This window comes from Paraburkholderia sp. J69-1 (assembly GCF_905220255.1).
Taxonomy (GTDB): Bacteria; Pseudomonadota; Gammaproteobacteria; order Burkholderiales; family Burkholderiaceae; genus Paraburkholderia.
This window is the reverse complement of the sequence record NZ_CAJMZG010000004.1, coordinates 243,865-266,260: the sequence shown is the minus strand read 5'-3', so window position 1 is coordinate 266,260 and position 22,396 is coordinate 243,865. Positions and strand designations below refer to the sequence as shown.

At 63.8% G+C, this 22,396-nt stretch carries 25 protein-coding genes; 9 read left to right on the top strand and 16 right to left on the bottom strand.

Annotated features, from left to right (window positions below; all coding sequences use genetic code 11):
- Positions 1–153: 153 nt before the first annotated feature.
- Entirely contained in the window at positions 154–534 is a 381-nt protein-coding gene (locus U5A67_RS09480; protein WP_321813812.1) for a hypothetical protein, read from the bottom strand.
- 285 nt (positions 535–819) lie between these two features.
- Here U5A67_RS09480 and U5A67_RS09475 point away from each other — a divergent pair, with 285 nt between their 5' ends.
- Both U5A67_RS09475 and U5A67_RS09470 read left to right on the top strand, forming a co-directional pair.
- Positions 820–1,347 (top strand): MarR family transcriptional regulator, encoded by a 528-nt coding sequence (locus tag U5A67_RS09475; protein WP_321813811.1) that lies wholly within the window; start codon positions 820–822, stop codon positions 1,345–1,347.
- Positions 1,348–1,573: 226 nt separating this feature from the next.
- Positions 1,574–3,142, top strand: coding sequence for a DHA2 family efflux MFS transporter permease subunit (locus U5A67_RS09470; RefSeq protein WP_205983142.1), 1,569 nt, complete (start codon positions 1,574–1,576; stop codon positions 3,140–3,142).
- 65 nt (positions 3,143–3,207) lie between these two features.
- On the opposite strand, the gene U5A67_RS09465 is transcribed toward U5A67_RS09470, so the two are convergent.
- The 5 genes from U5A67_RS09465 to ada all read right to left on the bottom strand — a co-directional run bounded on the left by U5A67_RS09465 (position 3,208) and on the right by ada (position 9,001).
- Positions 3,208–3,924 carry an OmpA family protein gene (locus U5A67_RS09465; protein ID WP_241023419.1) on the bottom strand — a complete coding sequence of 239 codons (717 nt, stop codon included), beginning with the start codon at positions 3,922–3,924 and terminating at the stop codon, positions 3,208–3,210.
- Positions 3,925–4,146: 222 nt separating this feature from the next.
- The gene (locus tag U5A67_RS09460) at positions 4,147–4,629 is read right to left on the bottom strand and encodes a hypothetical protein (RefSeq protein WP_321813810.1); all 483 of its coding nucleotides are present in this window, start codon (positions 4,627–4,629) and stop codon (positions 4,147–4,149) included.
- A gap of 242 nt (positions 4,630–4,871) precedes the next feature.
- Complete coding sequence (gshA, locus tag U5A67_RS09455; RefSeq protein WP_321813809.1) at positions 4,872–6,494, bottom strand: glutamate--cysteine ligase; 1,623 nt, start codon at positions 6,492–6,494, stop codon at positions 4,872–4,874.
- Positions 6,495–6,833: 339 nt separating this feature from the next.
- The gene (locus U5A67_RS09450) at positions 6,834–7,748 is read right to left on the bottom strand and encodes a DNA-3-methyladenine glycosylase family protein (RefSeq protein ID WP_415767804.1); all 915 of its coding nucleotides are present in this window, start codon (positions 7,746–7,748) and stop codon (positions 6,834–6,836) included.
- An 86-nt stretch (positions 7,749–7,834) separates the two neighbouring features.
- On the bottom strand, positions 7,835–9,001 hold the full coding sequence (gene ada / locus U5A67_RS09445; RefSeq protein ID WP_321813807.1) for a bifunctional DNA-binding transcriptional regulator/O6-methylguanine-DNA methyltransferase Ada: 1,167 nt from the start codon (positions 8,999–9,001) through the stop codon (positions 7,835–7,837).
- A gap of 340 nt (positions 9,002–9,341) precedes the next feature.
- Between ada and U5A67_RS09440 the strand changes: the two genes are divergently transcribed.
- A complete protein-coding gene (locus tag U5A67_RS09440) occupies positions 9,342–9,743 on the top strand; it encodes a VOC family protein (protein ID WP_321813806.1) in 402 nt (133 codons plus the stop codon).
- 6 nt (positions 9,744–9,749) lie between these two features.
- Here the strand turns inward: U5A67_RS09440 and U5A67_RS09435 are convergent, their stop codons facing one another.
- Entirely contained in the window at positions 9,750–10,304 is a 555-nt protein-coding gene (locus U5A67_RS09435; RefSeq protein ID WP_205983136.1) for a YaeQ family protein, read from the bottom strand.
- Between the two features lie 195 nt (positions 10,305–10,499).
- Positions 10,500–10,841: a surface attachment protein Sap1 gene (gene sap1, locus U5A67_RS09430; RefSeq protein ID WP_205983135.1), complete on the bottom strand. Its 342-nt coding sequence runs from the start codon at positions 10,839–10,841 to the stop codon at positions 10,500–10,502.
- A 351-nt stretch (positions 10,842–11,192) separates the two neighbouring features.
- On the opposite strand from sap1, the gene U5A67_RS09425 reads away from it, so the two are divergent.
- From U5A67_RS09425 to U5A67_RS09410, 4 genes are all read left to right on the top strand, one after another.
- Complete coding sequence (locus tag U5A67_RS09425) at positions 11,193–11,819, top strand: LysE family translocator (RefSeq protein ID WP_321813805.1); 627 nt, start codon at positions 11,193–11,195, stop codon at positions 11,817–11,819.
- Between the two features lie 175 nt (positions 11,820–11,994).
- Complete coding sequence (locus U5A67_RS09420; protein WP_205983133.1) at positions 11,995–12,156, top strand: hypothetical protein; 162 nt, start codon at positions 11,995–11,997, stop codon at positions 12,154–12,156.
- Positions 12,157–12,252: 96 nt separating this feature from the next.
- The gene (locus tag U5A67_RS09415) at positions 12,253–12,393 is read left to right on the top strand and encodes a hypothetical protein (protein ID WP_205983132.1); all 141 of its coding nucleotides are present in this window, start codon (positions 12,253–12,255) and stop codon (positions 12,391–12,393) included.
- A 155-nt stretch (positions 12,394–12,548) separates the two neighbouring features.
- Complete coding sequence (locus U5A67_RS09410; protein ID WP_321813804.1) at positions 12,549–12,887, top strand: ecotin precursor; 339 nt, start codon at positions 12,549–12,551, stop codon at positions 12,885–12,887.
- A gap of 33 nt (positions 12,888–12,920) precedes the next feature.
- Here the strand turns inward: U5A67_RS09410 and U5A67_RS09405 are convergent, their stop codons facing one another.
- The 4 genes from U5A67_RS09405 to mnmE all read right to left on the bottom strand — a co-directional run bounded on the left by U5A67_RS09405 (position 12,921) and on the right by mnmE (position 16,627).
- Entirely contained in the window at positions 12,921–13,955 is a 1,035-nt protein-coding gene (locus U5A67_RS09405) for a S1C family serine protease (protein ID WP_321813803.1), read from the bottom strand.
- Positions 13,956–14,399: 444 nt separating this feature from the next.
- Positions 14,400–14,618, bottom strand: a complete 219-nt coding sequence (locus tag U5A67_RS09400; protein ID WP_205983129.1) for a hypothetical protein — start codon at positions 14,616–14,618, stop codon at positions 14,400–14,402.
- 218 nt (positions 14,619–14,836) lie between these two features.
- Entirely contained in the window at positions 14,837–15,037 is a 201-nt protein-coding gene (locus tag U5A67_RS09395; protein ID WP_205983128.1) for a hypothetical protein, read from the bottom strand.
- A 189-nt stretch (positions 15,038–15,226) separates the two neighbouring features.
- On the bottom strand, positions 15,227–16,627 hold the full coding sequence (mnmE, locus tag U5A67_RS09390) for a tRNA uridine-5-carboxymethylaminomethyl(34) synthesis GTPase MnmE (protein ID WP_205983125.1): 1,401 nt from the start codon (positions 16,625–16,627) through the stop codon (positions 15,227–15,229).
- 363 nt (positions 16,628–16,990) lie between these two features.
- Here mnmE and U5A67_RS09385 point away from each other — a divergent pair, with 363 nt between their 5' ends.
- Entirely contained in the window at positions 16,991–17,413 is a 423-nt protein-coding gene (locus U5A67_RS09385; protein WP_321813802.1) for a transcriptional regulator, read from the top strand.
- 152 nt (positions 17,414–17,565) lie between these two features.
- Here U5A67_RS09385 and yidC read toward each other — a convergent pair whose 3' ends face one another.
- The 4 genes from yidC to rpmH form a co-directional block, all read right to left on the bottom strand.
- Positions 17,566–19,236 carry a membrane protein insertase YidC gene (gene yidC, locus U5A67_RS09380; RefSeq protein ID WP_321813801.1) on the bottom strand — a complete coding sequence of 557 codons (1,671 nt, stop codon included), beginning with the start codon at positions 19,234–19,236 and terminating at the stop codon, positions 17,566–17,568.
- A 30-nt stretch (positions 19,237–19,266) separates the two neighbouring features.
- Positions 19,267–19,497, bottom strand: a complete 231-nt coding sequence (gene yidD / locus U5A67_RS09375; protein ID WP_027815935.1) for a membrane protein insertion efficiency factor YidD — start codon at positions 19,495–19,497, stop codon at positions 19,267–19,269.
- Positions 19,498–19,616: 119 nt separating this feature from the next.
- Entirely contained in the window at positions 19,617–20,078 is a 462-nt protein-coding gene (locus U5A67_RS09370) for a ribonuclease P protein component (protein WP_321813885.1), read from the bottom strand.
- A gap of 85 nt (positions 20,079–20,163) precedes the next feature.
- Positions 20,164–20,298 carry a 50S ribosomal protein L34 gene (gene rpmH, locus U5A67_RS09365; protein WP_004198824.1) on the bottom strand — a complete coding sequence of 45 codons (135 nt, stop codon included), beginning with the start codon at positions 20,296–20,298 and terminating at the stop codon, positions 20,164–20,166.
- 466 nt (positions 20,299–20,764) lie between these two features.
- Here rpmH and dnaA point away from each other — a divergent pair, with 466 nt between their 5' ends.
- A complete protein-coding gene (gene dnaA / locus U5A67_RS09360; protein ID WP_241023417.1) occupies positions 20,765–22,375 on the top strand; it encodes a chromosomal replication initiator protein DnaA in 1,611 nt (536 codons plus the stop codon).
- Positions 22,376–22,396: the final 21 nt, after the last annotated feature.

The following is a 22,396-nucleotide window of genomic DNA, read 5'->3' as shown; positions in this document are numbered from 1 at the left end:
GCAAGACTTTGGCGCGTCGCTGTCAAAGCGGTTAAGGCCGCTGACGCCCGCGCAAGGCTGCGGCAATGGTAGCGCACGCGGATTGCGCCGGGCGCAATCCGCAAGCGTAAGCCGGGAACGGGGACGGATGTGTTACGGCGCGTAAGTTACAGTTTACGCGCCGTTACCGCGCCAGCGGCGCAGTGCATGAAGGGCGTCGTGAGCACGCAGTCGCGCGTTGCGTGCGATGCCTGCGCAGGAGGGACGGCAGGCGCGCTGGGCGTGGTTGCAGGCGGCTTTTGCCGCTTGGGCGATCGCAGGCCCGGAGGCGCCGATGGCCGTCACGCTCGTGACTTGGCTGCCGCGCTGCGAACGGCGGCGATCGGCCCACATCATCAACACGACGGCGATCGAGCCGCCCGGCAACACGAACATTGCCGCATAGAGCCCGATCTTGCGCCAACGCGCTGCCCCGCCGGCATGCGCGAAGGCATGGCGTGCTGTGCAGGTAACCGAGCGGCCAATGCCGCCGAGCGCGTTTTTGAGGTACAGCATGGCGCGACCAAAGAAGAAATTCGGGAATCCGATGAGTTTAAGTGCTTGCCTGCAATAATATTGACTATGCAAGCAAATCTCAACATACTTTGCACTGCGTCATTTCTGCTGTTGTTTTTACGCTGCGATAGCGACAGATCGATGAACGCTGCGCCCAGGTGAGCGCTGGGTGAACATCGGCGACGCCACACAATCCCGATTTATTTACCTGCCCAGGCAGGAAAATAACCGGCTAGAATGCCGGTGTTTTCGCGATCGAAGAGAGCGTTTTACCCATGAGTAGCGATGAATAGCGGCCCCGATATTCCACAAGACGTGCCCCACGTTCCGTACGTGCCGGGCAAGGTCGGCGTGGTGCCGAGTCTCGGTTATTTCCTCTCGACCGCGCGCAACGTGCTGGCCACCCGCATGGACCGCGCGGTCGCGCCGCTCGGGCTGACGTCTTCGCAGATCGGCGTGATTTTGCTGCTCTGGTACCAGCGCGCCCGCACGCCCAACGAGATGTCACGCGTGCTGTCGTACGACACCGGATCGATGACGCGCATGCTCGACCGGCTCGAAAAGAAGGGCTTTCTGGAGCGCCAGCGCAGTCAGGCCGACCGTCGCGTCGTGGAACTCGAACTCACCGAACTTGGCCGCGAAGCAGCGCAGCAATTGCCCGATGTGATCGCTTCGGTGATGAACGAGCAATTGCATGGCTTCAGCGCGGACGAAGTCACGACGCTCATCAGCCTGCTGCAGCGTTTCATCGCTAACGACGCGCAAACCCAGGCGGTATGCGGCCATGTCGAAGGTCTGGCGAGCGGCGATTGAAGGTGGGGTTGGCCTGACGCCAACCGTTGCTTGACCCCCGCCGCGCACCGTCGCGCAAAGGCCGTATTGCAGTCAAATAACTGTCTGGGCAGACAATGCCCCGGCATATAAAGACGCACGATCGTTCGGCTGCAGCTCGTTGATGCGGCAACGGTCCTGACGTCGAAGAATTAATCGAGATAAATCGAGCCAAATCCGGCCAACGATCCTGATCAAGGACCCGACGATGGACGCTTCAACCGCCGCGCCCGCCTCCTCCCCGGCCAGCGCCGAACCTCGGCCCCTGAGCGGCGGCACGCTCGCGCTGCTGACCGTGGGCCTCGCCCTCGGCACCTTTATGGAGGTGCTGGACACCTCGATCGCCAACGTCGCCGTGCCGACCATCTCCGGCAATCTGGGCGTGGCGAACAGCGAAGGCACGTGGGTGATCTCGTCGTACTCCGTGGCCTCGGCGATTGCCGTGCCGCTCACCGGCTGGCTCGCGCGCCGCGTGGGCGAAGTGCGGCTCTTCACGCTGTCGGTGCTTCTGTTCACGATCGCCTCGGCGGCCTGCGGCTTCGCCTCCAACTTCGAGACGCTGATCGCCTTCCGTCTCGTGCAAGGTCTCGTATCGGGGCCGATGGTGCCGCTATCGCAGACCATCCTCATGCGCTCCTATCCGCCCGAGAAACGCGGCCTGGCGCTCGGCCTCTGGGCGATGACGGTGATCGTCGCGCCGATCTTCGGGCCCGTGATGGGCGGCTATATCACCGACAACTACTCGTGGCCGTGGATCTTCTACATCAACGTGCCGATCGGTTTGTTTTCGGGCATCTGTGCCTACCTACTGCTGCGCGGCCGCGAGACGAAGACCACGAAGCAGCGCATCGACGCCGTGGGGCTCGCGCTGCTGGTGATCGGCGTGTCGTGCCTGCAGATGATGCTCGACCTCGGCAAGGATCGCGACTGGTTCAGCTCGAAGTTCATCGTCGCGCTGGCGATCATCGCGGTGGTGTCGCTGGCCTTCATGCTCGCGTGGGAGTTGACCGAAAAAGAACCGGTTGTCGATCTTTCGCTGTTCCGCGACCGTAATTTTGCGCTCGGCGCCTTGATCATCTCGTTCGGCTTTATGGCGTTTTTCGGCTCGGTGGTGATCTTTCCGCTCTGGCTGCAAACGGTGATGGGCTACACGGCGGGCATCGCCGGTCTGGCAACGGCGCCGGTCGGGTTGCTAGCGCTCGTGCTTTCGCCCTTGATCGGACGCAATATGCACCGGCTCGATCTGCGCCTGGTGGCGAGCCTCGCGTTTCTGGTGTTCGCGTTCGTTTCGATCTGGAATTCGACCTTTACGCTCGACGTGCCCTTCGGCCACGTGATCCTGCCGCGACTTGTGCAGGGCATCGGCGTGGCGGGCTTTTTCGTGCCGATGACCACCATCACGCTTTCGAGTATTTCCGATGATCGCCTGGCGAGTGCGTCAGGCCTGTCGAACTTCCTGCGCACGCTGTCGGGTGCGATCGGCACGGCGCTTAGTACGACCTTCTGGGAGAACGATGCGATCTATCACCACGCGGTATTGTCCGAATCGGTGAGCGTGTATTCGCCGAATACCACGGCGTACCAGGACGCGCTGGCGAACATCGGTTACGCGGGCCAGAGCATCACCGCCAAGCTCAACGACGTGGTGACCACGCAGGGTTACATGATGGCGACCAACGACTTCTTCCGCATCTCCTGCGTCGTGTTCCTCGTGCTGGCCGCGCTGGTGTGGATTACGAAGCCCAGAAAAGGCGCGGGACCGTCGATGGGCCACTGATGGCTCAAGAACGGTCCCGCGGTTGAACCTGCAGTTGAGCCTGCAGTTAAACCTGTTATGCAGGTTTATCGTGCAGTCACACCATTGGTCTGGATTTCGACGCGGCGGTTCTGCGCGCGGCCTTCCACGGTGGAGTTAGGCGCGACCGGGCGGGTTGCGCCGTAACCGTGCACTTCATACTGGCCAGCATGCAGGCCGTGCGATTGCAGATAGTTGCGCACGGTTTGCGCGCGGCGTTCCGAGAGGCGGTCGTTGAGCGCCTTCGAGCCGGTCGAGTCCGTATGACCGCCGATGACCACCGTGCCGATGTTCACGCCGTCGCTATCCGCGATGAACTTGTCGAGCGCCTGCTTGCCGGCCGGCAGCAGATCGTACTTGTTGATCGCGAAGTTGGCGTCCGCGTTCAGCGTGATCGTGCGCGGCTTGGTGTCGACGACCGGCGGGGGCGGCGGCGGCGGAGGCGTTTGCGGCTGGACGACCGGTTGCGGCGCCTGACAGACAAACATGATTTCACGCGGATCGTTCTCGGGCGCGAAGCCCGAAGCGGCGCGGTCCACCGAAGAAACACGCAGCGGCTGCTTGTCGCCGCAGATCTCGTTGACCTTCTTCATACACGCCTTCGAGCTTTCGAGCAGGCCCTGACACTGCACGCGATAAGCCTGTGTGCCGTTAGCGAGCGTCACGATGTCGAGATTGTGCATGGGCCCCGACGCAGTAGTGCAGCCAGCGGCGACGGCGATCAGAAAGGCCAGCAAGGTGGCTGGCAAAAATCGCATTTTCATTTTGGATTCGATTGATTGAAGAGGAATGAAACCGTCCGGCACGCGCCGAAGCACGGCCACAATACGGTTCCTCGATCCATCGCCCAATCAGAAAATGCCTAAATCCGCAATCGAATTGATTCGATTCGGAGTCCATCTTATTGCGCAAGGTCGTCTTTAAGACAAAGACGCGCGCCCCGGACAATCCGGGGCGCGAGAAGACCGGCTGGCGCCGGTGTGGACTCAGGGCGCCGAGGCCGAAGCCATCGGTACCGCAGCCGAAGCAGGCAGCGGCGCGGCGCCGGTTTCGCTCGCGTCGTTGGCGCCCGGAACCGACTGTTCGATACCCGTGCGCACATACTGCTTGAAGGCGGCACCTGCGGCCCACGGATCGGGCTTGCAGCCGATCGAGCTATCGCAATGCGCCGCGAAGCCGATCGTGGTGGTGCCGTCGCCGTTGACGGTTTTCGTGATCTCGTAGGCGAGCGCGCGCTTGCCGCCGCCGGGGCCGGCGGTGAGGATCAGCGAGTCGGTGACGGTCTGCACTTCGTATTTCGAATGGCCGCGCACCCAGTCCTGGGCGCGTTGCCACCAGATATCGCACTGCGGTTTGTCGCTGCAGGTGAGCGGCGCGGTGGCGATCTGCATGACGTCGGGGTTGACCTGGCCGCGCGGCGCGCAGGCAGCCAGCGCCGCGCAGAGCAGGATCGGCAGGATTCGTTTCATCGCTTGGGTTCCTCCCTGTGTCGGCCGGCGCGCGCTTGAACCCGCTTGAACCGAGAACGCGCGCGCAGTGCGGCCGGACCGTTTGTCGTTGGCGTGACTATAAGGGATGAATGCGCGGCGCGCGCCGCTCGACGGCACGGCGTCAGGCCCGTGAAGGTTGGACCGCGCCGGCCCGTGGGCGTTTCGACGCAATTGCGATGCCCGGCCCGTAGTGCGGACCCGGCATCGCGTCCGCTCGGGCGTCAGACGCTGAAGCGGTTGAGCGTGTAGGCGCGATAGGCGGCCACGAAGGCATCGAACGAGCCGACTTCTTCGCGTTCGAGCCTGGCCTGCTCGTCGACCGATTCGCGCGCGAGTTGCTCGAAGTGCGCGGTCGTCTGCGCATCCAGCGGACGCGCGAGGAAGTCCGCCGCATGACGCTCGCTTTGCGCGAGTGCAAATTGCAGGAAGGTTTGCTGCTGATCGCGCATGGTTTGCAGCACGCGCGCCGAAGGCGTGAGCGACGCATCGGCGAGCTTCGCGCGCTGGGCCGCAAGCGCTCGCGCGTGGGCGTCGCCGCCATGCAGCGCGTCGAGTACTGTGGCCGTGCGCTCGATCTTCGCGAACAGCTCGTTCGCCCAGTCCTGCATCGCAACCGGCTGGCCGTCGCGCGTCAGCGCTAGCCCCGGCTTGCGCCCTTCCTTCGTCACGAGGCCGAAGTTCTCGTTGGCTTCGGCGTATGCCGTTGCGGGCAGCGACGCGCTTTCGTCGAGCGCGCAGGCGAGCAGGTAAGCATCGAGAAAACGCGCCGTCTCCAGCGAAATGCCGGTGGGCTCGAACGGATCGATATCCATGCAGCGCACTTCGACGTATTGCACGCCGCGCGCGGCCAGCGCATGCAGCGGACGCTCGCCGGGCCACGTCACGCGCTTGGGGCGGATCGTCGAATAGAACTCGTTTTCGATCTGCAGGATGTTGGTGTTGATCTGCACCCACTCGCCGTCGCGATGCGTGCCGATCGCCTCGTAAGGCGGATACGGCTGGCTCACGGCCTGGGCGAGCGCGTCGAGATAACCGGGCAGCGTGTCGTAGTCGGCGTGCAGCGCGGATTGACCCGTCGTGTTCGAGTAGCCGAGATCGCTCATGCGCAGGCTGGTCGCGTACGGCAGATAGAGCGTGTCGGCCTCGAGGCTTTCCAGCGTGTGCTCGCGACCGCGCAGGAAACGCGCATCGAGCGCGGGCGAGGCGCCGAACAGATACATCAGCAGCCAGCTCGTGCGGCGGAAATTGCGGATCAGCGCGAGATAACGCTCCGACTGGTAATCCGTCTGCGTGGCCGTCGACTGATCGTGCGCATGCAGCACGCGCCACACTTCTTCGTTGAGCGAATAGTTGTAGTGGATGCCTGCGATGCACTGCATGGTGCGGCCGTAACGCAGCGCGAGACCCATGCGGTAGACGTACTTCAGCGTGCCGATATTCGAACTGCCGTAGCGCGCGATGGGAATGCCGTCGTCTTCCGGCGGCAGCAGGCCCGGCATCGATTCGTTCCAGAGCATTTCGCCGTCGCGCGCGAGCACGCTATAGACGTAGCGATGCAGCTCGTCGAGCTTGTTGAGCGTGATCGACGCGTCGCTTTCTGCGGGCGTGATGATTTCGATCAACGCTTCCGAATAATCGGTCGTGAGCGACGGATGCGTCAGCGCCGAACCCAGCGCGGCGGCGTGCGGCGTCATGGCGAGCGCGCCGTCGCGCGTGACCCGCAGGCTTTCCTTTTCGATGCCGCGCAGACCGCGCGTGAGCGCGTCGCGATGCGGCCCGGCGCTCAGCACGGAAAGGCGCTGCGTGAGAACGTCGTTCGTGCGTGTAGAGGTCGTGTCTGGCATTGAGGGCTGGTCGGGCACTGGCCGGCGGTGGTGCCGCTGTTGCACACACGCACACACCGCTGGCAGGGAATTTTTCGGTAGCGGGCACTTTAACATCTCGCCGGAAGACCTGCTTGAGGCCACTTCGGGCCTGCCTTTGCGGCCGATGCGGCAGCGCCGCAAGCCAGTCCTGGCGCGGCTTTTGCCGATTTTCCCTGGCCGGGCGGCCAGGCTTCGCTCATGCGGCGATGGCGCTTTACGCGTTGCGAAAGCGGGCGCCGACGCTACCGCATCGATAACCGTGTTGTTGCATGTATGCGGACAAGTACGCCGGGAACCCGGCCGGAGAATTGGGCGGCGTCACCCGCCGCGTGCGGCCCCGGCGCGATCGGCGATTTCGTTCCACAAATGCATGGCCGCGTAGGCGCGCCACGGCCGCCACGCGTCGGTGCGGGCGCGTTGCTGAGGTGCGCGCACGAGTGCGGGATCGCGGGCGGCGATGGTTTGCATCAGCACGAGATCGGTGGCGGGCCAGGCGTCGGCGTCGCGCCAGGCGCGCATCGCCACGTATTCGACCGTCCACGGGCCGATGCCCGGCAGCGCGAGCAGCGCTGCGCGCATGGCGTCGAGCGTGGCGCGTTCGGTGTCGGCATGGGCGTTGAGATCGGCGGCGTTTTTGCGCCGGCGGATCGCAGGCGCCGGCGTGCGCTCGATCGCCACCGCGCCGCTTGCCACGGCGGCCGCGAAACCCTGCAGCGCCGCGATGCGTTTGCCCGGCATGCCGATGCCGGTGAGATCCGCCGCCGCGAGATCGGCCGGCGTGGGAAAACGCCACGCCGTGCGCGTATGCGCATGACCGTCGATGCGCTTGCCCACGCGTTCGACCAGTCGCCCGACGATCGTCGTCGCGGCTTTCACGCTGACCTGCTGGCCGACAATCGCGCGCACCACCAGTTCGAAGCCCGACCACGCGCCCGGCACCCGCAAGCCAGGCGCCGCAGCGACGAGCGGCGCGAGCCACGGATCGGCGCTCAAGCCCGCGCCAACCGCAGCGGGATCGGCGTGAATATCGAAGATGCGCGCGAGCGGCACGGCGAGCGCGGCGGCGTGCTCGCTTACCGGCCCGTCGATGCGCGCAACGAGGCAGCGCTTGCGCGCATGGCGGCGCACGGCGAGCGTGCCGCTCGCGCCGTTGAAGTCGATGGCGCGCAGCCACGCGCCATCCTCGACGGCCTCGACACCCGGCGTCGCACGGCCGGTGAGAAAGCGCAGCATGCGCGGCCAGTCGTAGGGCTCGCGAAACGGCAATTCCAGTTCTGCGGATGCTGAAGAGAAATCGGAAGAAGCGTGCTGAACGGCGCTCAAACAGGAATCTCCGGCGTGGTGGCGGCGCGCTCGCGCCGGGCGGCTTGGTCCGAGGGTTCTACCACGTCGAGCGTCACGAGGACTTCACCCGCGCGCGCTTCGGCATCGATGAGCGCCGCCTTGCGCGCCAGCCCCCAGCGATAGCCCGCGAGCGCGCCGCCCTTCTGCACCACGCGATGACAAGGAATCGCCAGCGCCACCGGGTTCGACGCGCACGCCGTCGCCACCGCACGCACCGCGCGCGGCGAGCCCACGGTTTCGGCGATCTGCGTGTAGCTGCGGGTTTCGCCGTACGGAATGCGCTGCAGCGCGTCCCAGACGCGTTGCTGGAACGCCGTCGCGGCGATGTCGAGCGGCAGCTCGATGCGCTCGCTGCGGCCGTGCAGGTAGGCGTCGATGTGCGCGATGAACGGCGCGAGCGCTTCGGTGTCCTCGATACAGCGCGCGTTCGCGAAATCGGCGCGCAGGGTATCGACGAGGGTCTTCGCGCTGTCGCCGAAAGCGATCCGGCAGATGCCCTTATCGGTCGCCGCGATCAGCACGCGGCCGAGCGGCGTGGCCGCGCCCGCATGGCGGATCGTCAGGCCCGCGCCCTTGCGCCGGAACGCCGATGGCGCCATGCCCAGCTCGCCCGCCACGCTCTCGTAGAGCCGCGACGACGAGTTGAAGCCCGCGTCGACGCTCGCCCGCGTGACGCCGGCGCCTTGCGCGAGCGCGTCGCGCAGCACGGCGCCGCGGCGCGCGGCCTGATACTGGCGCGGCGAGACGCCCAGCACGCGCTTGAAGAGGCGCTGCAGGTGGAACGGGCTCAGATGCACGGCGTCGCCAAGCTGGGCGAGCGTGAGGCGCTGCTGCGGATCGGCGTCGAGCGCGGCGCAGGCGCGGCGCACGATCTCCAGTTCGCGCGGCAGGCCGCCCGGACGGCAGCGCTTGCATTCGCGATAACCGGCGGCGCGTGCGGTATCGGCATCGGCGAAAAAGTCGACGTTTTCGCGCCGAGGCAGGCGCGAGGCGCAGGACGGGCGGCAGAACACGCCGGTCGTGCGCACGCCGTAGAAGAACTGGCCGTCGGCGCGGGCGTCGCGCCCGGCGATGGCGGTCCAGCGCGCGTCATCGTCGGCGAAATCGAGGGTGTCGGGTGCGGCGGACGGGGCGGCGTTCATGTCAGGACTCCCAGTGAGAGCAGATTCGATGGTCCCACTGTATCGGCGCGGACCGGCGGCGGCGCGCCGGATCTTGCGCTGTCGTTCGAACCGTTATTTTGCGCTTTCGGCGCCGTCAGACGTGACTGCGACAATTTGGCACGATTGCGGGTTTTCCCTTAAAAACTTGTTGCAACGCGTCAGGCCGCTGTGTATAGTGATTCTTGTCTCCTCCATGTCTCCTCCTGATATGGATTAAGCCCGCTCACAGCAGCGGGCTTTTTTTCGTCCAGCGCTTTTGCCGCGCTCGTCTACGGCGTTTTTCCTACACTGCCTGCATGCACCCGCAACGGGAAACGCCATGCAGATCCAGATTCTCGACATCGATCATGTGGTGATTCGTGCAGCCGATCCGGCCGCCATGACGCACTTTTACTGCGATGTGCTGGGTTGCCGCGTCGAACGCGAAGAACGCGAACTGGGCCTCGTGCAGTTGCGCGCGGGGCGCGCGCTGGTCGATCTCATCACCGTGGGCGGCCCGCTCGACCGCAACGCCGAGAGCGGACCGGGGCGAAACATGGATCATCTGTGTCTGCGCGTGGAGACGTTCGACGGCGATGCGCTGAAAGCCTGGCTCGCCCAGGCGGGCGCGCAGCCCGGCGATGTGGCCGGGCGCTATGGCGCGGAGGGATTCGGGCCGTCGCTGTATCTGTTCGACCCGGAGGGCAATATGGTGGAGCTCAAAGGTCCACCTGCCGCGTGATGGGTTTTAAACGTTCTCGGGCGCCTTGAACACGGTCCACTCGACCGCGACCGGCTCGCTCGTCGTGCTGCCGATCCAGGCAGCGCCATCCTGCACCGTGCATTGCAGACGCATGGTGCGCTCCGCAAGCTTGCCGAGCGCATTGGCCACGCCCTCGCCCAGCGACCAGACGGTGACGTTGCGCAGGCGCTCCACCTTGCCGCGCACGCCCTGCCACCAGATATCCGAGGTGCGGCCGCCATAAGCGATCACGATGACTTCCTCGGCGCGGCCGCTGGCCTTGGAAATGCGGCGCTCGTCGGGCTGGCCGACTTCGATCCAGGTCTGGATCGCGCCCGTGTAGTCCTTGACCCAGAGATCCGGCTCGTCGGCGTCGGAAAGCCCCTTGCAGAACTCCAGCCGCTCGCCGGCGAACAGCGCGAAGGCGGCAATGCGCACCATCATGCGATCGTCGGTTTCGGACGGATGGCAGGCGATCGTGAGCGCATGGTCGGCGTAGTAATGCCGGTCCATGTCTGCGATCTGCAGTTCTGCCTTGAAAATCGTCGATTTGAGTGCCATACCGAATCCCGCGCCGCGCAAAAGCCGCACATGATAGCGAGTTTCCAGCACATCCTGTGCCGCATTCATCAGACGGCGCTGTGCGGGTCCTTTCCGGATGGTCTGACGCCAGAATGACGGCGCCATGACGCGCGGGCTCGCCGCGCGCGGTATTTCATCGACTGTTTGTCTGCTTGTTACCCTTTTATCACCCGCTTATTGCCTGATCGAGCGATCGCTGGTCCAGAGACCCTGATCGTCGGCGTTGGCGGCGTTCACGAATTCGACGTCGTGACCGACCACGCGCACGACGCGATACGTCTGGTTATCCGGCGTGGAAAGGCAGCGGAAATCGGCGAAATATTCCTGCATCTGCTGATGCTCGCCGGCCTGTTCGTGCAGGGAAACGGCGTCGAGCTTGTCTTTCGACAGGCAGCCGTAGGAGCCGGGCTTGAGTTGCACTGTCTGCTGCGGTTTGATCGCAGCGTCCTGAGCCTGGACGGAAACAGCGCAGAAGAAACCAGCGGCGAGCGCCACCACGGCGAAGTGTTTTTTCATGTTTGCCTCCTCGCTCCGGGTCCTTTCCGGTCCTGCTGGAGCGGCGGGAATTTTATTCAGGTTAGCTATGTATTTAACGGCGACTCCCGACCCACATTTTTGAATCTAGGAGACCGTGCGCGGACCGCAAGAAGTTCTTGTGTGCGGATGCAGCAGGACCGCGCATCGATTGTGCACAGCGCGCGCCGCGCCGGGTTGCCGCGACGCACATAGTCGCTATGCGCAATTCGCAGGCAGGGGCGCGAAAAGTCGCGCAGAACTCGCCAGACGCTGAAGAAAATCCATGCCAGGCAGGCACTTGCGCCGCGGGAATCTTCGTGGATAAATCGGGCATCCCCACTGGAGAACGTCATGACGCTTGCTCACTGGCTGCCATTTGCGATTGCATCGGCGATCCTCGTCGCCATTCCCGGACCGACGGTGCTGCTCGTCGTGTCCTACGCGCTCGGCCACGGCCGCCGCTATGCGCTGGCCACCACTGCAGGCGTCGCGCTCGGCGACTTCACGGCGATGACGGCGTCGATGCTCGGGCTCGGCGTGATTCTCGCGGCATCGGCGACGCTGTTCTCGATGCTCAAGTGGGTCGGCGCGGCCTATCTGATCTATCTGGGCATCAAGCTCTGGCGCGCGCCGGTCATGAACACCGATTCCGCCGATACCTCCGAAACGCGCACGGGCCGCATCTTCGCTCACGCCTACGCAGTGACCGCGCTCAACCCCAAGAGCCTCATTTTCTTCGTGGCGTTCGTGCCGCAGTTCATCGATCCGCACACCGCCGCGATGCCGCAAATCCTTATCTTCGAAGCCACGTTCCTCGTGCTCGCCACGCTCAATGCGTTTGGCTACGCGCTGCTTGCGGCGGCCGCACGCCGCGCCGTGCGCAGCCCGCGGGTGCAGCGGCTGATCAATCGCACCGGTGGCTCGCTGCTGATCGGCGCGGGGCTTTTTGCGGCGGTCTGGAAAAGATCGGCGACCTGACGCAGCGCCGCTGAAGCGCCCTGGTGAACCTGGGAATGCATGGGCACGCCGCCTGCTCAGTTCAGTACGTGCGGCGGCGCACCCTGCTTCCGATGAATCAGTATTCGCCCCCAGTACAAGCTGTCGCTTTCCAGCTACAATGAAGTCGCAATCGCTTGACAACCAGGAGGTTATCGTGATCGAACACGTAATACTGGGCGCGTTTCTGGTTATTCCCCTCGTCATTGTGGTTTTTCTGTTTTCGGATGAAATCCTCGAGGAGCATCGGATGCGCGTAGAGTCGGGCGCTCCTCATATCGACTGGCGTCACCCGCTGCGCAGCATCCTGCACCATTAAGGGCGGCGGCGTGCGCCGTGGCCGGGAGCGATCCTGGCTGGAGTGCCCACGCGCTAATCCGGCTGCTCACGGTTCAGGCGAGGGATGGAGGCACTCGTGGAATTCGAGTTCTCCTGGATGACGTACTTCGTCGCTCTGTTCGCGCTGATGGTTTGCTCCATCGCGCTTTCGTTGCTCTGTCCCGGCGCAGGCCGGCGGCACGACTCACCGCCTGATAAGGCGGAACACGACGCCTGAATCCGCTCGGATTCGGGCTGTTCACCTTCCCTTTAATTACGCCCAGACCGTAATTCATCGTCTGCGTAATTCGTCGTTACCACTTGCAGCACCTGTAATGGTTCATCGCGGCGACAATGGCTCGCATGTTTTCAAAGGTTCTCGAGGAGAACATCATGCGTAAGATTGCAGCCGTACTGGTAATGGCAGGTTGTGTGGTCGCGGCGAATCCGGCCAGCGCGCACGGTAATGGCGGCGATGTGGTGGGCGCGCTCGTCGGTGGCGCGCTGATTGGCGCCGTTGTGGGCGCCGCGGTCAGCGGCCCGGCAGTGTATGCTGCGCCGCCCGTCTACGCCGAACCGGCTCCGGTAGCCGCGCCGGTTTATGCCGCGCCCGTTTATGCCACCGCACCGGCTCCGGCGGGTTGCTACGACCAGTATTCGGGCCGTTATGTGCCCTGCGCACCGCCGCCGCCCCCGCCGCAGTATGGCGGCTACGGTCAGCCGGGCTGGTAAGCGCTGGAGGAAGCGGGCCGCGCGCCCGCTTCGCTATGCCAGCAACGCCTGTTCGACAGGCGTCAGCATCAAGGTCAGTTTCTGCGTGAGCCGCACGACGGTGAATTCCACCGCACGACCGATGCGCGAGGCGTCCAGCAGACGCTGAAGCGCATCGATTCCATCGACGGGCAAGCCGTCGATCGCCACGATCGTATCGTCCACGCGCAGCCCGCCCAGCGCGGCCGGACCGCCCTTCACCACCTCCATCACCCGTACGCCGCTCGTCGAGTCGAGCCCGAAAAAGCGTTGCACCTTGGGCGCGATCGGCACGTTCGTCCCTGCAATGCCCACGTGCGCGCGGCGCACGCGCCCATGCGCGAACAACTGCGTGATGACCCATTTCGCCGAATCGATCGCCGTGGCAAAGCAGATGGCCTGCGCACCCGGAATGATCGCCGTATTCACGCCGATGACCTGTCCCGCCGAATTGACGAGCGGCCCGCCCGAATTGCCGGGATTGAGCGCGGCATCGGTCTGGATCACGTCATAGATCATTCGTCCGGACTCCGAACGCAACGAACGTCCTAGCGCCGAGACCACGCCCGTGGTCACGGTCTGCGCAAGGCCGAGCGGACTGCCGACGGCAATCGCAATCTGCCCAACCCGCAATGTCGCCGATACCCCGAGTTCCGCGTGCGGCAGCACCTCGCTCGCGCCGATGCGCAGGACAGCGAGATCGGTGCTCGGATCGTCGCCGATCAGATCGGCCTCGTAGGTGGCGCCATCGGCCAGCGTGACGCGTAGCGCGCTGGCGCCGTGTACGACGTGGCTATTGGTGAGCAGATAGCCGTCGGGCGTGAAGAGGAAACCCGAGCCGGTGCCGCCGCGAACGGGGCCTGAGCTTCCCGCAGGCGCGCGGCGCTCGACGGCGATGTGGGCGACGGCCTGCTGCACGCGCTCGAGCGCGCCGATGACGGTTTGCGAATAGGCGTCGAGCAAGGCCTCGTCGCCAGTGGGACGGGGGCTCGCGCGGCTGGCTGCGAGGTCGCGCGCGAGATCGTCGATGAAGGATGGACGGCTTCCCACGATCAGAATTCTCCGATAAAAGTGGACCGTACATGCAGGGAGCGCGAGGCGTTTTCAAGAGGGGCGCTGGCCTCGGGTGATCAGCGCGGCGAGCCAGATTTAAGGGGCAAATCGCGAGTGATAGCCGAAGGTCAACGATTGTCAGATCGGCCTCGTAGCCATTGAAGGCTCTGATAAGAGCCCCGACAATGGTTTCGCGGCGACGTCCCCTCGCGCCGTGTTGTTAGTAGTTGGCAAAGCCTTTCGCCGCGGCCCCTGCCGCGGCTATTTTTTGCGCTTCGGAAACCTGGCAGCCCGACGGGCGTATGCGCCGTCCAGAAAGAAAGAAGCCCGCACTGAGGCGGGCTTAATCCATGCTCGGGTTACATGGCGAGGTAAATCAAAACGGTATTGCGGCGCCCTTTTTAGGTATATCGCGGGATGGGCTGCGCGCCGGTCGACTCGTCAGGCAGCGAGGCGCGCCTTGACCTGAAGACGCTCGAGTTGCGTCATCAGCGAGTCGATCGTACGAAATTGGGTTTGCGAAAGCTGGGCCGTATCGAGCAGGTTCGAAAGACGGCGATGCCAGTATTCGACCGTGAGGATCGGCACCGTGCCATCCGTCAACAGTGACGGCACCATGACGCGCATGATGTGCGCGATTTCCTGATCGATGAACATCATTTTGTTTCGGCCCCCGGATTAGTTCGGATCTCATTAATTGGATCCGTGAGGTCACTCTAGTTCGCTGGTAGCCGGTGCCTAGCTATCACAATTGATAGGGGGGGGGAGAGGGTCGAGGTAGGGTGGCGCGCGAAGCCCGCCAGGCGGGCTTTCCAGCGCACTGGCTATCTGGTTGACAAGCTTGATCCAGGAGATATCCTGGTGTTGTGCCGGTGTCCTTAATGACGCCAGCCATGGCCGTAATAGCCACCGACGCCGACCCCAATATCGACTGAAGGCGCGGCGTAATACCCTGGCGCGTAACCGTAGCCATACGCCGGTGCCGGCGCATACGCATAAGGCGGGGCGACGACACAGCCTGTGAGGGTCGCAACGCCGGCGGCGAGTGCCAATGCACAGAAGAATCGAATCGTTTTCATGACGTCCTCCTAATGCGCTTATTGTGGGCAATAGCGAGGTTTGAAAACGAAACGATGTGTGACCGCTGGTTACTGCCGTAACGTTTGTTTTGCGTGGCTTGGGTGGTCGGCGAAAGTGGTATGGGATTGGTTCACTATCCTTACTATTTGCCGATATTTAATTTGATTCGGCATCCTGCCGACCATCGACTACTTCCCAATACAAAACCGGCTAAAAATCACCCCAAGCAGATCATCGGACGTGAATTCGCCCGTGATCGAATTCAGCGACTCCTGCGCAAGCCGCAGCTCTTCGGCGAACAGATCGAGCGACTGCGCATTCTGCTGCGCGTGATCCGCCGCCTGCGCGAGTTGTTCGCGCGCCGCGCGCAGCGCGATCAAGTGGCGCTCGCGGGCGAGGTAGACGCTCTGCGCATCCGCCTGCCAGCCTGCGATACGCAGCAGTTCGGCGCGCAGCAGCGCCACGCCATCGCCCTGTTTGGCCGACAGGCGCACTTCGCAAAGCTCCGCGCCATGATCGGTCGTGCGCTTGCCCACTTCCGGCGCCGCGTCGGTCAGATCGGTCTTGTTGAGCACGCGCACCACCGGAACACCCGCCGGAAAACGCGCGGCGATCGCATCGTCTTCCGTTGTCATTCCCACACGCGCGTCGAGCAGATGCAGCACCACATCGGCGCGGCCAATCTCGCTCCAGGTGCGCTCGATACCGATTTTTTCGACTTCGTCTTCCGTGTCGCGCAGCCCCGCCGTATCGATGATGTGCAGCGGAATGCCTTCGATCTGGATCGTCTGCGAAATCTTGTCGCGCGTCGTGCCGGCCACCGGCGTGACGATGGCAAGCTCGGCGCCCGCGAGGGCATTGAGCAGCGACGATTTGCCGACGTTCGGCTGCCCCGCGAGCACCACCGCGAGCCCTTCGCGCAGCAGCGCGCCCTGGCGCGCTTCGGACAGCACATGGTCGAGCTGCGCGCGAATGGCCGCAAGCTTGCCGCGCGCGTCGGCGGCTTCGAGGAAATCGATCTCTTCCTCGGGGAAATCGAGCGTCGCTTCCACCAGCATGCGCAGCGTCACGACATCGTCGACCAGCGCGTGGATGTCGCGCGAGAATGCGCCGTCGAGCGAGCGGCCCGCCGAACGCGCGGCGGCTTCGGTGCTGGCCTCGATCAGGTCGGCGACGGCTTCGGCCTGGGCGAGGTCGAGCTTGTCGTTGAGGAAGGCGCGGCGCGTAAATTCGCCCGGTTCGGCAAGGCGCAAGCCGAAGGCACGACCCGCTTCGATGCAGCGCTGCAGCACGAGTTGAAGCACGATCGGGCCACCGTGGCCCTGCAGTTCGAGCACGTGTTCGCCGGTGTACGAATGCGGCGCCGGAAAGTAAAGGGCGATGCCGCGATCGAGTACCGTGCCTGCGCCGTCGAAAAACGGCACGTAGCTCGCATGGCGCGCGGTCAGCGTCTGGCCCGTGAGCGCCTGCATGAGCGCCTCGGCGGCCGCCGCACCGGCGCGGCCGGCCGACACGCGCACGACTCCGATTCCGCCGCGACCGGGCGCAGTGGCAATGGCGACGATGGGATCGGTATCGGTGGCGAGCATGGCGGGAGGAATCGAAGTGAATCGGAGAAATGGAGAGATATCACGCGACGCCGGTCAGACCCGGACGAGTGCGCGAAAAGTGCCTGGATTGTAACGCGAGGGCTGGGCGCACCCGGGTTGAGGCTTTTGGGCGCGAGCCGTCCTAATTTATCTCAAATTAGATAAGCTTTGTCTTAAGTTTAACAAGTAACATTAAGACAAAAAGCGCGCCCAGATGGGAGAAATAACCAGCCCGTGTGCTTTTTCGTCCAGGCATCAACTTGTTGAGGTAGTTGCGTTTTTAGGCGATTTGTTGCTTTTATAAGCTATATGTAGCCCATCTGGTTGTCAACTTCGATGAAAGCCGATTGCACAATCAGCGTCATGCCCACATCCGAAGAAAAAGCCGCCTTCTCCGAACGCCTCAAGTTCGCCATGAAGCGCGCGCCCGAAAAACTGCGCGGCAGCACCGACCTCGCGAACCGGTTCAACCTGCGCCATCAAGGCGATCAACCCGTTTCGCCGCAAACCGCCCATAAGTGGTTGAGCGGCCGCACCATTCCGACCAACGACAAGCTGGCGACGCTGGCCGTCTGGTTCGACGTGGATGTGCATTGGCTGCATTACGGTCCGTCGCCGGGCAAGAACACGCCGGCGGTGCCCAAACCCCGCAAGCCCGACGACAAATACCCGCTTTCCGAGGAAACCCTCGAACTGGCTTCGAAGATCCAGTCCTTGAGCGAGCATCACCGCTACCTTGTGGAAGAACTGGTGACGCAGTTCTACGGCGGCGCCGCGAAGATCTAGCTGGCTAGTATCGCCCGAGCACGCTTTGTGGCGTCAAGCCAATGGCGCACGCCAGGTTTGACCAACGTCACACGCGATACGAACAGCCATGAAAAAAGCCGCCTGGCAGTGACGCCAGGCGGCTTTGTTTTTACAGCCAGGAAACGACTCGCTTACGCGGCTTCCTTTTCCTTGTTCTTGCCTTTGCCCATCATGCGCGTGATGTAGTACTGCTGCGCGATCGACAGCACGTTGTTCACGACGTAGTACAGCACCAGACCGGCCGGGAAGAAGAAGAACATGACCGAGAATGCGATCGGCATGAACATCATCATCTTGGCCTGGACGGGGTCCGGCGGCGTCGGGTTCAGACGCGTCTGCAGGAACATCGAGACGGCCATCAGCACCGGCAGGATGAAGAACGGGTCTTGCTGCGACAGGTCGTGAATCCAGAGAATCCACGGCGCGCCACGCATTTCCACCGACGACAGCAGCACCCAGTACAGCGAGATGAACACCGGAATCTGGATCACCACCGGCAGGCAGCCGCCGAACGGATTCACCTTCTCGGTCTTGTACAGCTCCATGAGCGCGGCGTTCATCTTCTGCGGATCGCTCTTGAAGCGTTCGCGCAGCGCCTGCATGCGCGGCGTGATTTCCTTCATGCGCGCCATCGACTTGTAGCTCGCGGCGGACAGCGGGAAGAACACGGCCTTGATCAGCAGCGTGAGCAGCACGATCGCCCAGCCCCAGTTGCCGACGTAGCTGTGGATCTTCTCCAGCAGCCAGAACAGCGGCTTGGCGATGATCGTCACCCAGCCATAGTCCTTCACGAGTTCCAGACCCGGCGCGATGCCTTCGAGCATGCGCTCTTCTTCCGGACCGGCGAACAGACGCGCCTGGATGTTGTCGGTCGCGCCCGGCGCGATCGAACCCAGCGGCTGCTTCACGCCAACGCGATACAGCGAGTTGTCGAACTTCTCGACGTAGATGTCACGCTTGACGCCTTGCTGCGGAATCCATGCCGTCGCGAAGTAATGCTGCACCATCGCCACCCAGCCGTTATCGGCCTGGTTGACGAAATCGGCCTTGTTCTTGTCGATGTCGCTAAACGAGATCTTCTGGAAGTGATGCTCGTTCGAGTACACCGCCGGGCCGATGAAGGTGTGCGAGAAGCGCGGCGTTTCGACCGGCTGGCTGTCGCGCACGAGTTCCATGTAGAGCGTGGGCGAAACCGGCGTGCTGCCGACGTTCTGCACCTTCGTGTCCACGCCGATCACATAGCTGCCCTTCGTGAACGTGTAGGTCTTGGTGACCTTCACGCCGCCCTTTTCGGGCGAATCGAGGCTGATCTGGAACGAACCGGCTTCGCCGCTCAGTTCGCGCGGACCGGGCGCCGCCGTGTAGACGTCGTTGTGGTTCGGGAAGTCGCCACCGAGCAGACCCGTACGGGCGAGGTACGTGTGATCCTTGGTGTGATCGAACAACGTGATGTACTGGTCGGGCTGCTTGCCGTCGCCTTCCTTCACGAGCGACAGCTTCGTGAGCGTGCCGCCGCGCGTGTCGATCTCACCGTCGTAGACGTCGGTGTGGAAGTGCACGAGCTGGGCGGTGGCGGCGGCGGGTTGTGCCGTGCCGGTGGGCGCCTGGCCTGCGGCGGCTGCCGGCAGGTCGGAAGCGGCGTCAGGTGCGCTGGCGGGTGCTGCACCGCTGGCGGCGGTCTGCGTTTGCGTCGCGCTCGGGAAGAACATCGACTGACGTCCATGGTCGCGCTGCCAGTTGTCGTACAGCATGACCGCTGACATGAAGAAGATGACCCATAGGACGGTGCGTTTGATATCCATGCGTTGTCTCAGTGTCGATGGAATGGCGCATCAGCGCTTATTCGGGGATGCAGGCGGGACCGGATCGACGCCACCCGCCGAAAACGGATGGCAGCGGCACAGCCGCCGGGCGGCGAGGTAAGTCCCGCGCGCGGCGCCATGATACTGGATTGCCTCGCGTGCGTAATCCGAACAGGAAGGGTAAAAACGGCAGCGGTTGCCGAGATAGGGACTCACGGCAAGCTTGTAGAAACGCAGTAAAGCGATCAGTACCGTTTGCATGGCGTGGCGGCCAGACAGCGCCGCGAGAAAGACAGACAGCGAAGACGGACATCTTGCCGCACCCGCAAACGTGGCGGGTGAAGCATCGGCGGCGCAAACACGCGGTTCGCGCAGCGTGCTCATGAAGCTGCGGGCGCTGGCGGTGCCGCGTTGCGCTTTGCGATTTCTCGCGCCGCTTTTTCGAGCAAATACTCGATTTCGGTGCGGCAAAGCGTTTTGAGCGGCGGCGACGAGGCGCCCGGCATGGCCTTGCGGTCGAATTTCGTATGCAGACGCAGCAGCAGGTCGAAACCTTCGAACTGCGCGCGGCGCACGCGAAACGTCTCGCGGGCAATGCGACGCACCAGGTTGCGCGTGACCGCGCGCGGCGCGTACTTCTTGCCGATCACGAGCCCGAGCCGCGCGTCCTGACCCGTGGGCCGGCCGTACACGACGAAGTGTGCGGAGCGGCGCCAGGGGCGCAAACGAAAAACGGATGAGAACTCATCCGTTTTCAGTAGCCTTGCGGCCTTCGGGAAAGCGGCCTGCGTTCGCAGCGTGGCGGCGCACACATCCTCCGCTTTGCCCGATTCTTCCGGCAATTTCGGCTGTTCCGGCAGTGTCACGTCAGGCTCGCTATCAATCGTGCGGATAGCGATGCTATCGACAACACTTGTGCAACGTCGCTTAGATCGCGAGGCGCTTGCGACCCTTCGCACGGCGTGCGTTGATCACTTTGCGGCCACCGGCGGTCTTCATGCGCACGCGAAAGCCGTGGGTGCGCTTGCGACGGGTAACGGAAGGTTGGTAAGTACGTTTCATGTTGCTCTCACTTGTTGAGAAATGACCGCGGCGAGCATCGCGGAAAAAAGCAATGGCCGGTGGTACAAGGGATTGGTTTTCGCGGAACCCGCTATTTAATCCCGTTTTTCTTTGGCCGTCAATAGCTTAGGGTATCGAGAAGCGTGAAATTACCCTGGTCTGGTCCTGACGGCGCCCTCGCGCGACCAGGTTGTGGCCACGTTGAGACCTGGCCGTATGGATGGGGTACGAACACGCAATGCGTTGATCCGTCCCTGTGGATAACTCCCAGGCCAGGAGAAATCGGCGTTAGAATCTCGCCTATCCCAAGAATCCTGCATGCCGCTCCGGCCCGCCTGCTTGCCGCAAACCCTTTGCCGCGCGGGCTTCCGGAGCATTTGCCGTCGCCCCGACAGGGCCCGTTGCATCTGTGCGACACGCGCGGCGCGGCCGCAATGCCTGCAAACAAAACGACCACAGCAACTCGATGAACGATTTCTGGCAACACTGTTCCGCACTACTGGAGCGCGAGCTGACGCCCCAGCAGTACGTGACGTGGATCAAGCCGTTGGCCCCGGTTGCCTTCGACGCTGCGGCGAACACGCTGCAGATAGCTGCTCCTAACCGCTTCAAGCTCGACTGGGTCAAGAGCCAGTTCTCGGGCCGGATCACGGATCTGGCGCGCGATTTCTGGCAGACGCCGGTCGACGTGCAGTTCGTCCTCGATCCGAAGGCGGGCATGCGCGCGCCTGCTGCGACCGCCCCCGCCGCACCGCGCGCGCCGCTGGCGAGCGCGCCGGCCGCCGAGCCCGCATTGCAGGCAGCCCCCGCGTATCAGGCATCCCAGCAAGCAAACGTAATGAGCCCGGCCGGTCCGGGTTCGGCAGCGCTGGCCGCTGCCCAGCTTGCTCAGGCGAATGCCGCCGCAGCCGCCGCCGCACGTGACGACGCCGCCGACCTCGATCTGCCGAGCCTCGACGCCAATGAAGCCGCCGCCGGCCGCCGCAGCTGGCGCCCGGGCCAGAGCGCAGCCGCGGCTGCCGCCGCCAATGGCGCCGAGCCGGACCCGACCTACGAGCGCTCGAAGCTCAACCCGGTGCTCACGTTCGATAACTTCGTGACCGGTAAGGCGAACCAGCTTGCCCGCGCCGCGGCCATCCAGGTCGCGGACAACCCCGGCATCTCGTATAACCCGCTGTTCCTGTACGGCGGCGTGGGTCTGGGCAAGACCCACTTGATCCACGCGATCGGCAATCAGCTGCTGGTCGACAAGCCGGGCGCGCGCATCCGCTACATCCACGCGGAACAGTACGTTTCCGACGTGGTGAAGGCGTACCAGCGCAAGGCATTCGACGATTTCAAGCGTTACTACCACTCGCTCGATCTGCTGCTGATCGACGATATCCAGTTCTTCTCGGGCAAGTCGCGCACGCAGGAAGAGTTCTTCTATGCGTTCGAGGCGCTGGTCGCCAACAAGGCGCAGGTGATCATCACGAGCGATACGTATCCGAAGGAAATTTCGGGTATCGACGACCGTCTGATCTCGCGTTTCGATTCCGGCCTGACGGTGGCGATCGAGCCGCCCGAGCTGGAAATGCGCGTGGCCATCCTGATGCGCAAGGCGCAATCGGAAGGCGTGAGCCTGAACGAAGACGTGGCGTTTTTCGTCGCCAAGCATCTGCGCTCGAACGTGCGCGAGCTGGAAGGCGCGCTGCGCAAGATCCTCGCGTACTCGAAATTCCATGGCCGCGAAATCTCGATCGAGCTGACCAAGGAAGCGCTCAAGGATCTGCTGACGGTGCAGAACCGCCAGATCTCGGTGGAAAACATCCAGAAAACGGTGGCGGACTTCTACAGCATCAAGGTCGCCGACATGTACTCGAAGAAGCGCCCGGCGAACATCGCGCGGCCGCGCCAGATCGCGATGTACCTGGCCAAGGAGCTGACGCAGAAGAGCCTGCCGGAAATCGGCGAGCTGTTTGGCGGGCGCGACCACACCACGGTGCTGCACGCCGTACGCAAGATCGCCGACGAGCGCACCAAGGACGCCCAGCTCAACCACGAGCTGCACGTGCTGGAGCAGACGCTCAAGGGCTGATCTGCGGCGGGCTGGAGCCGG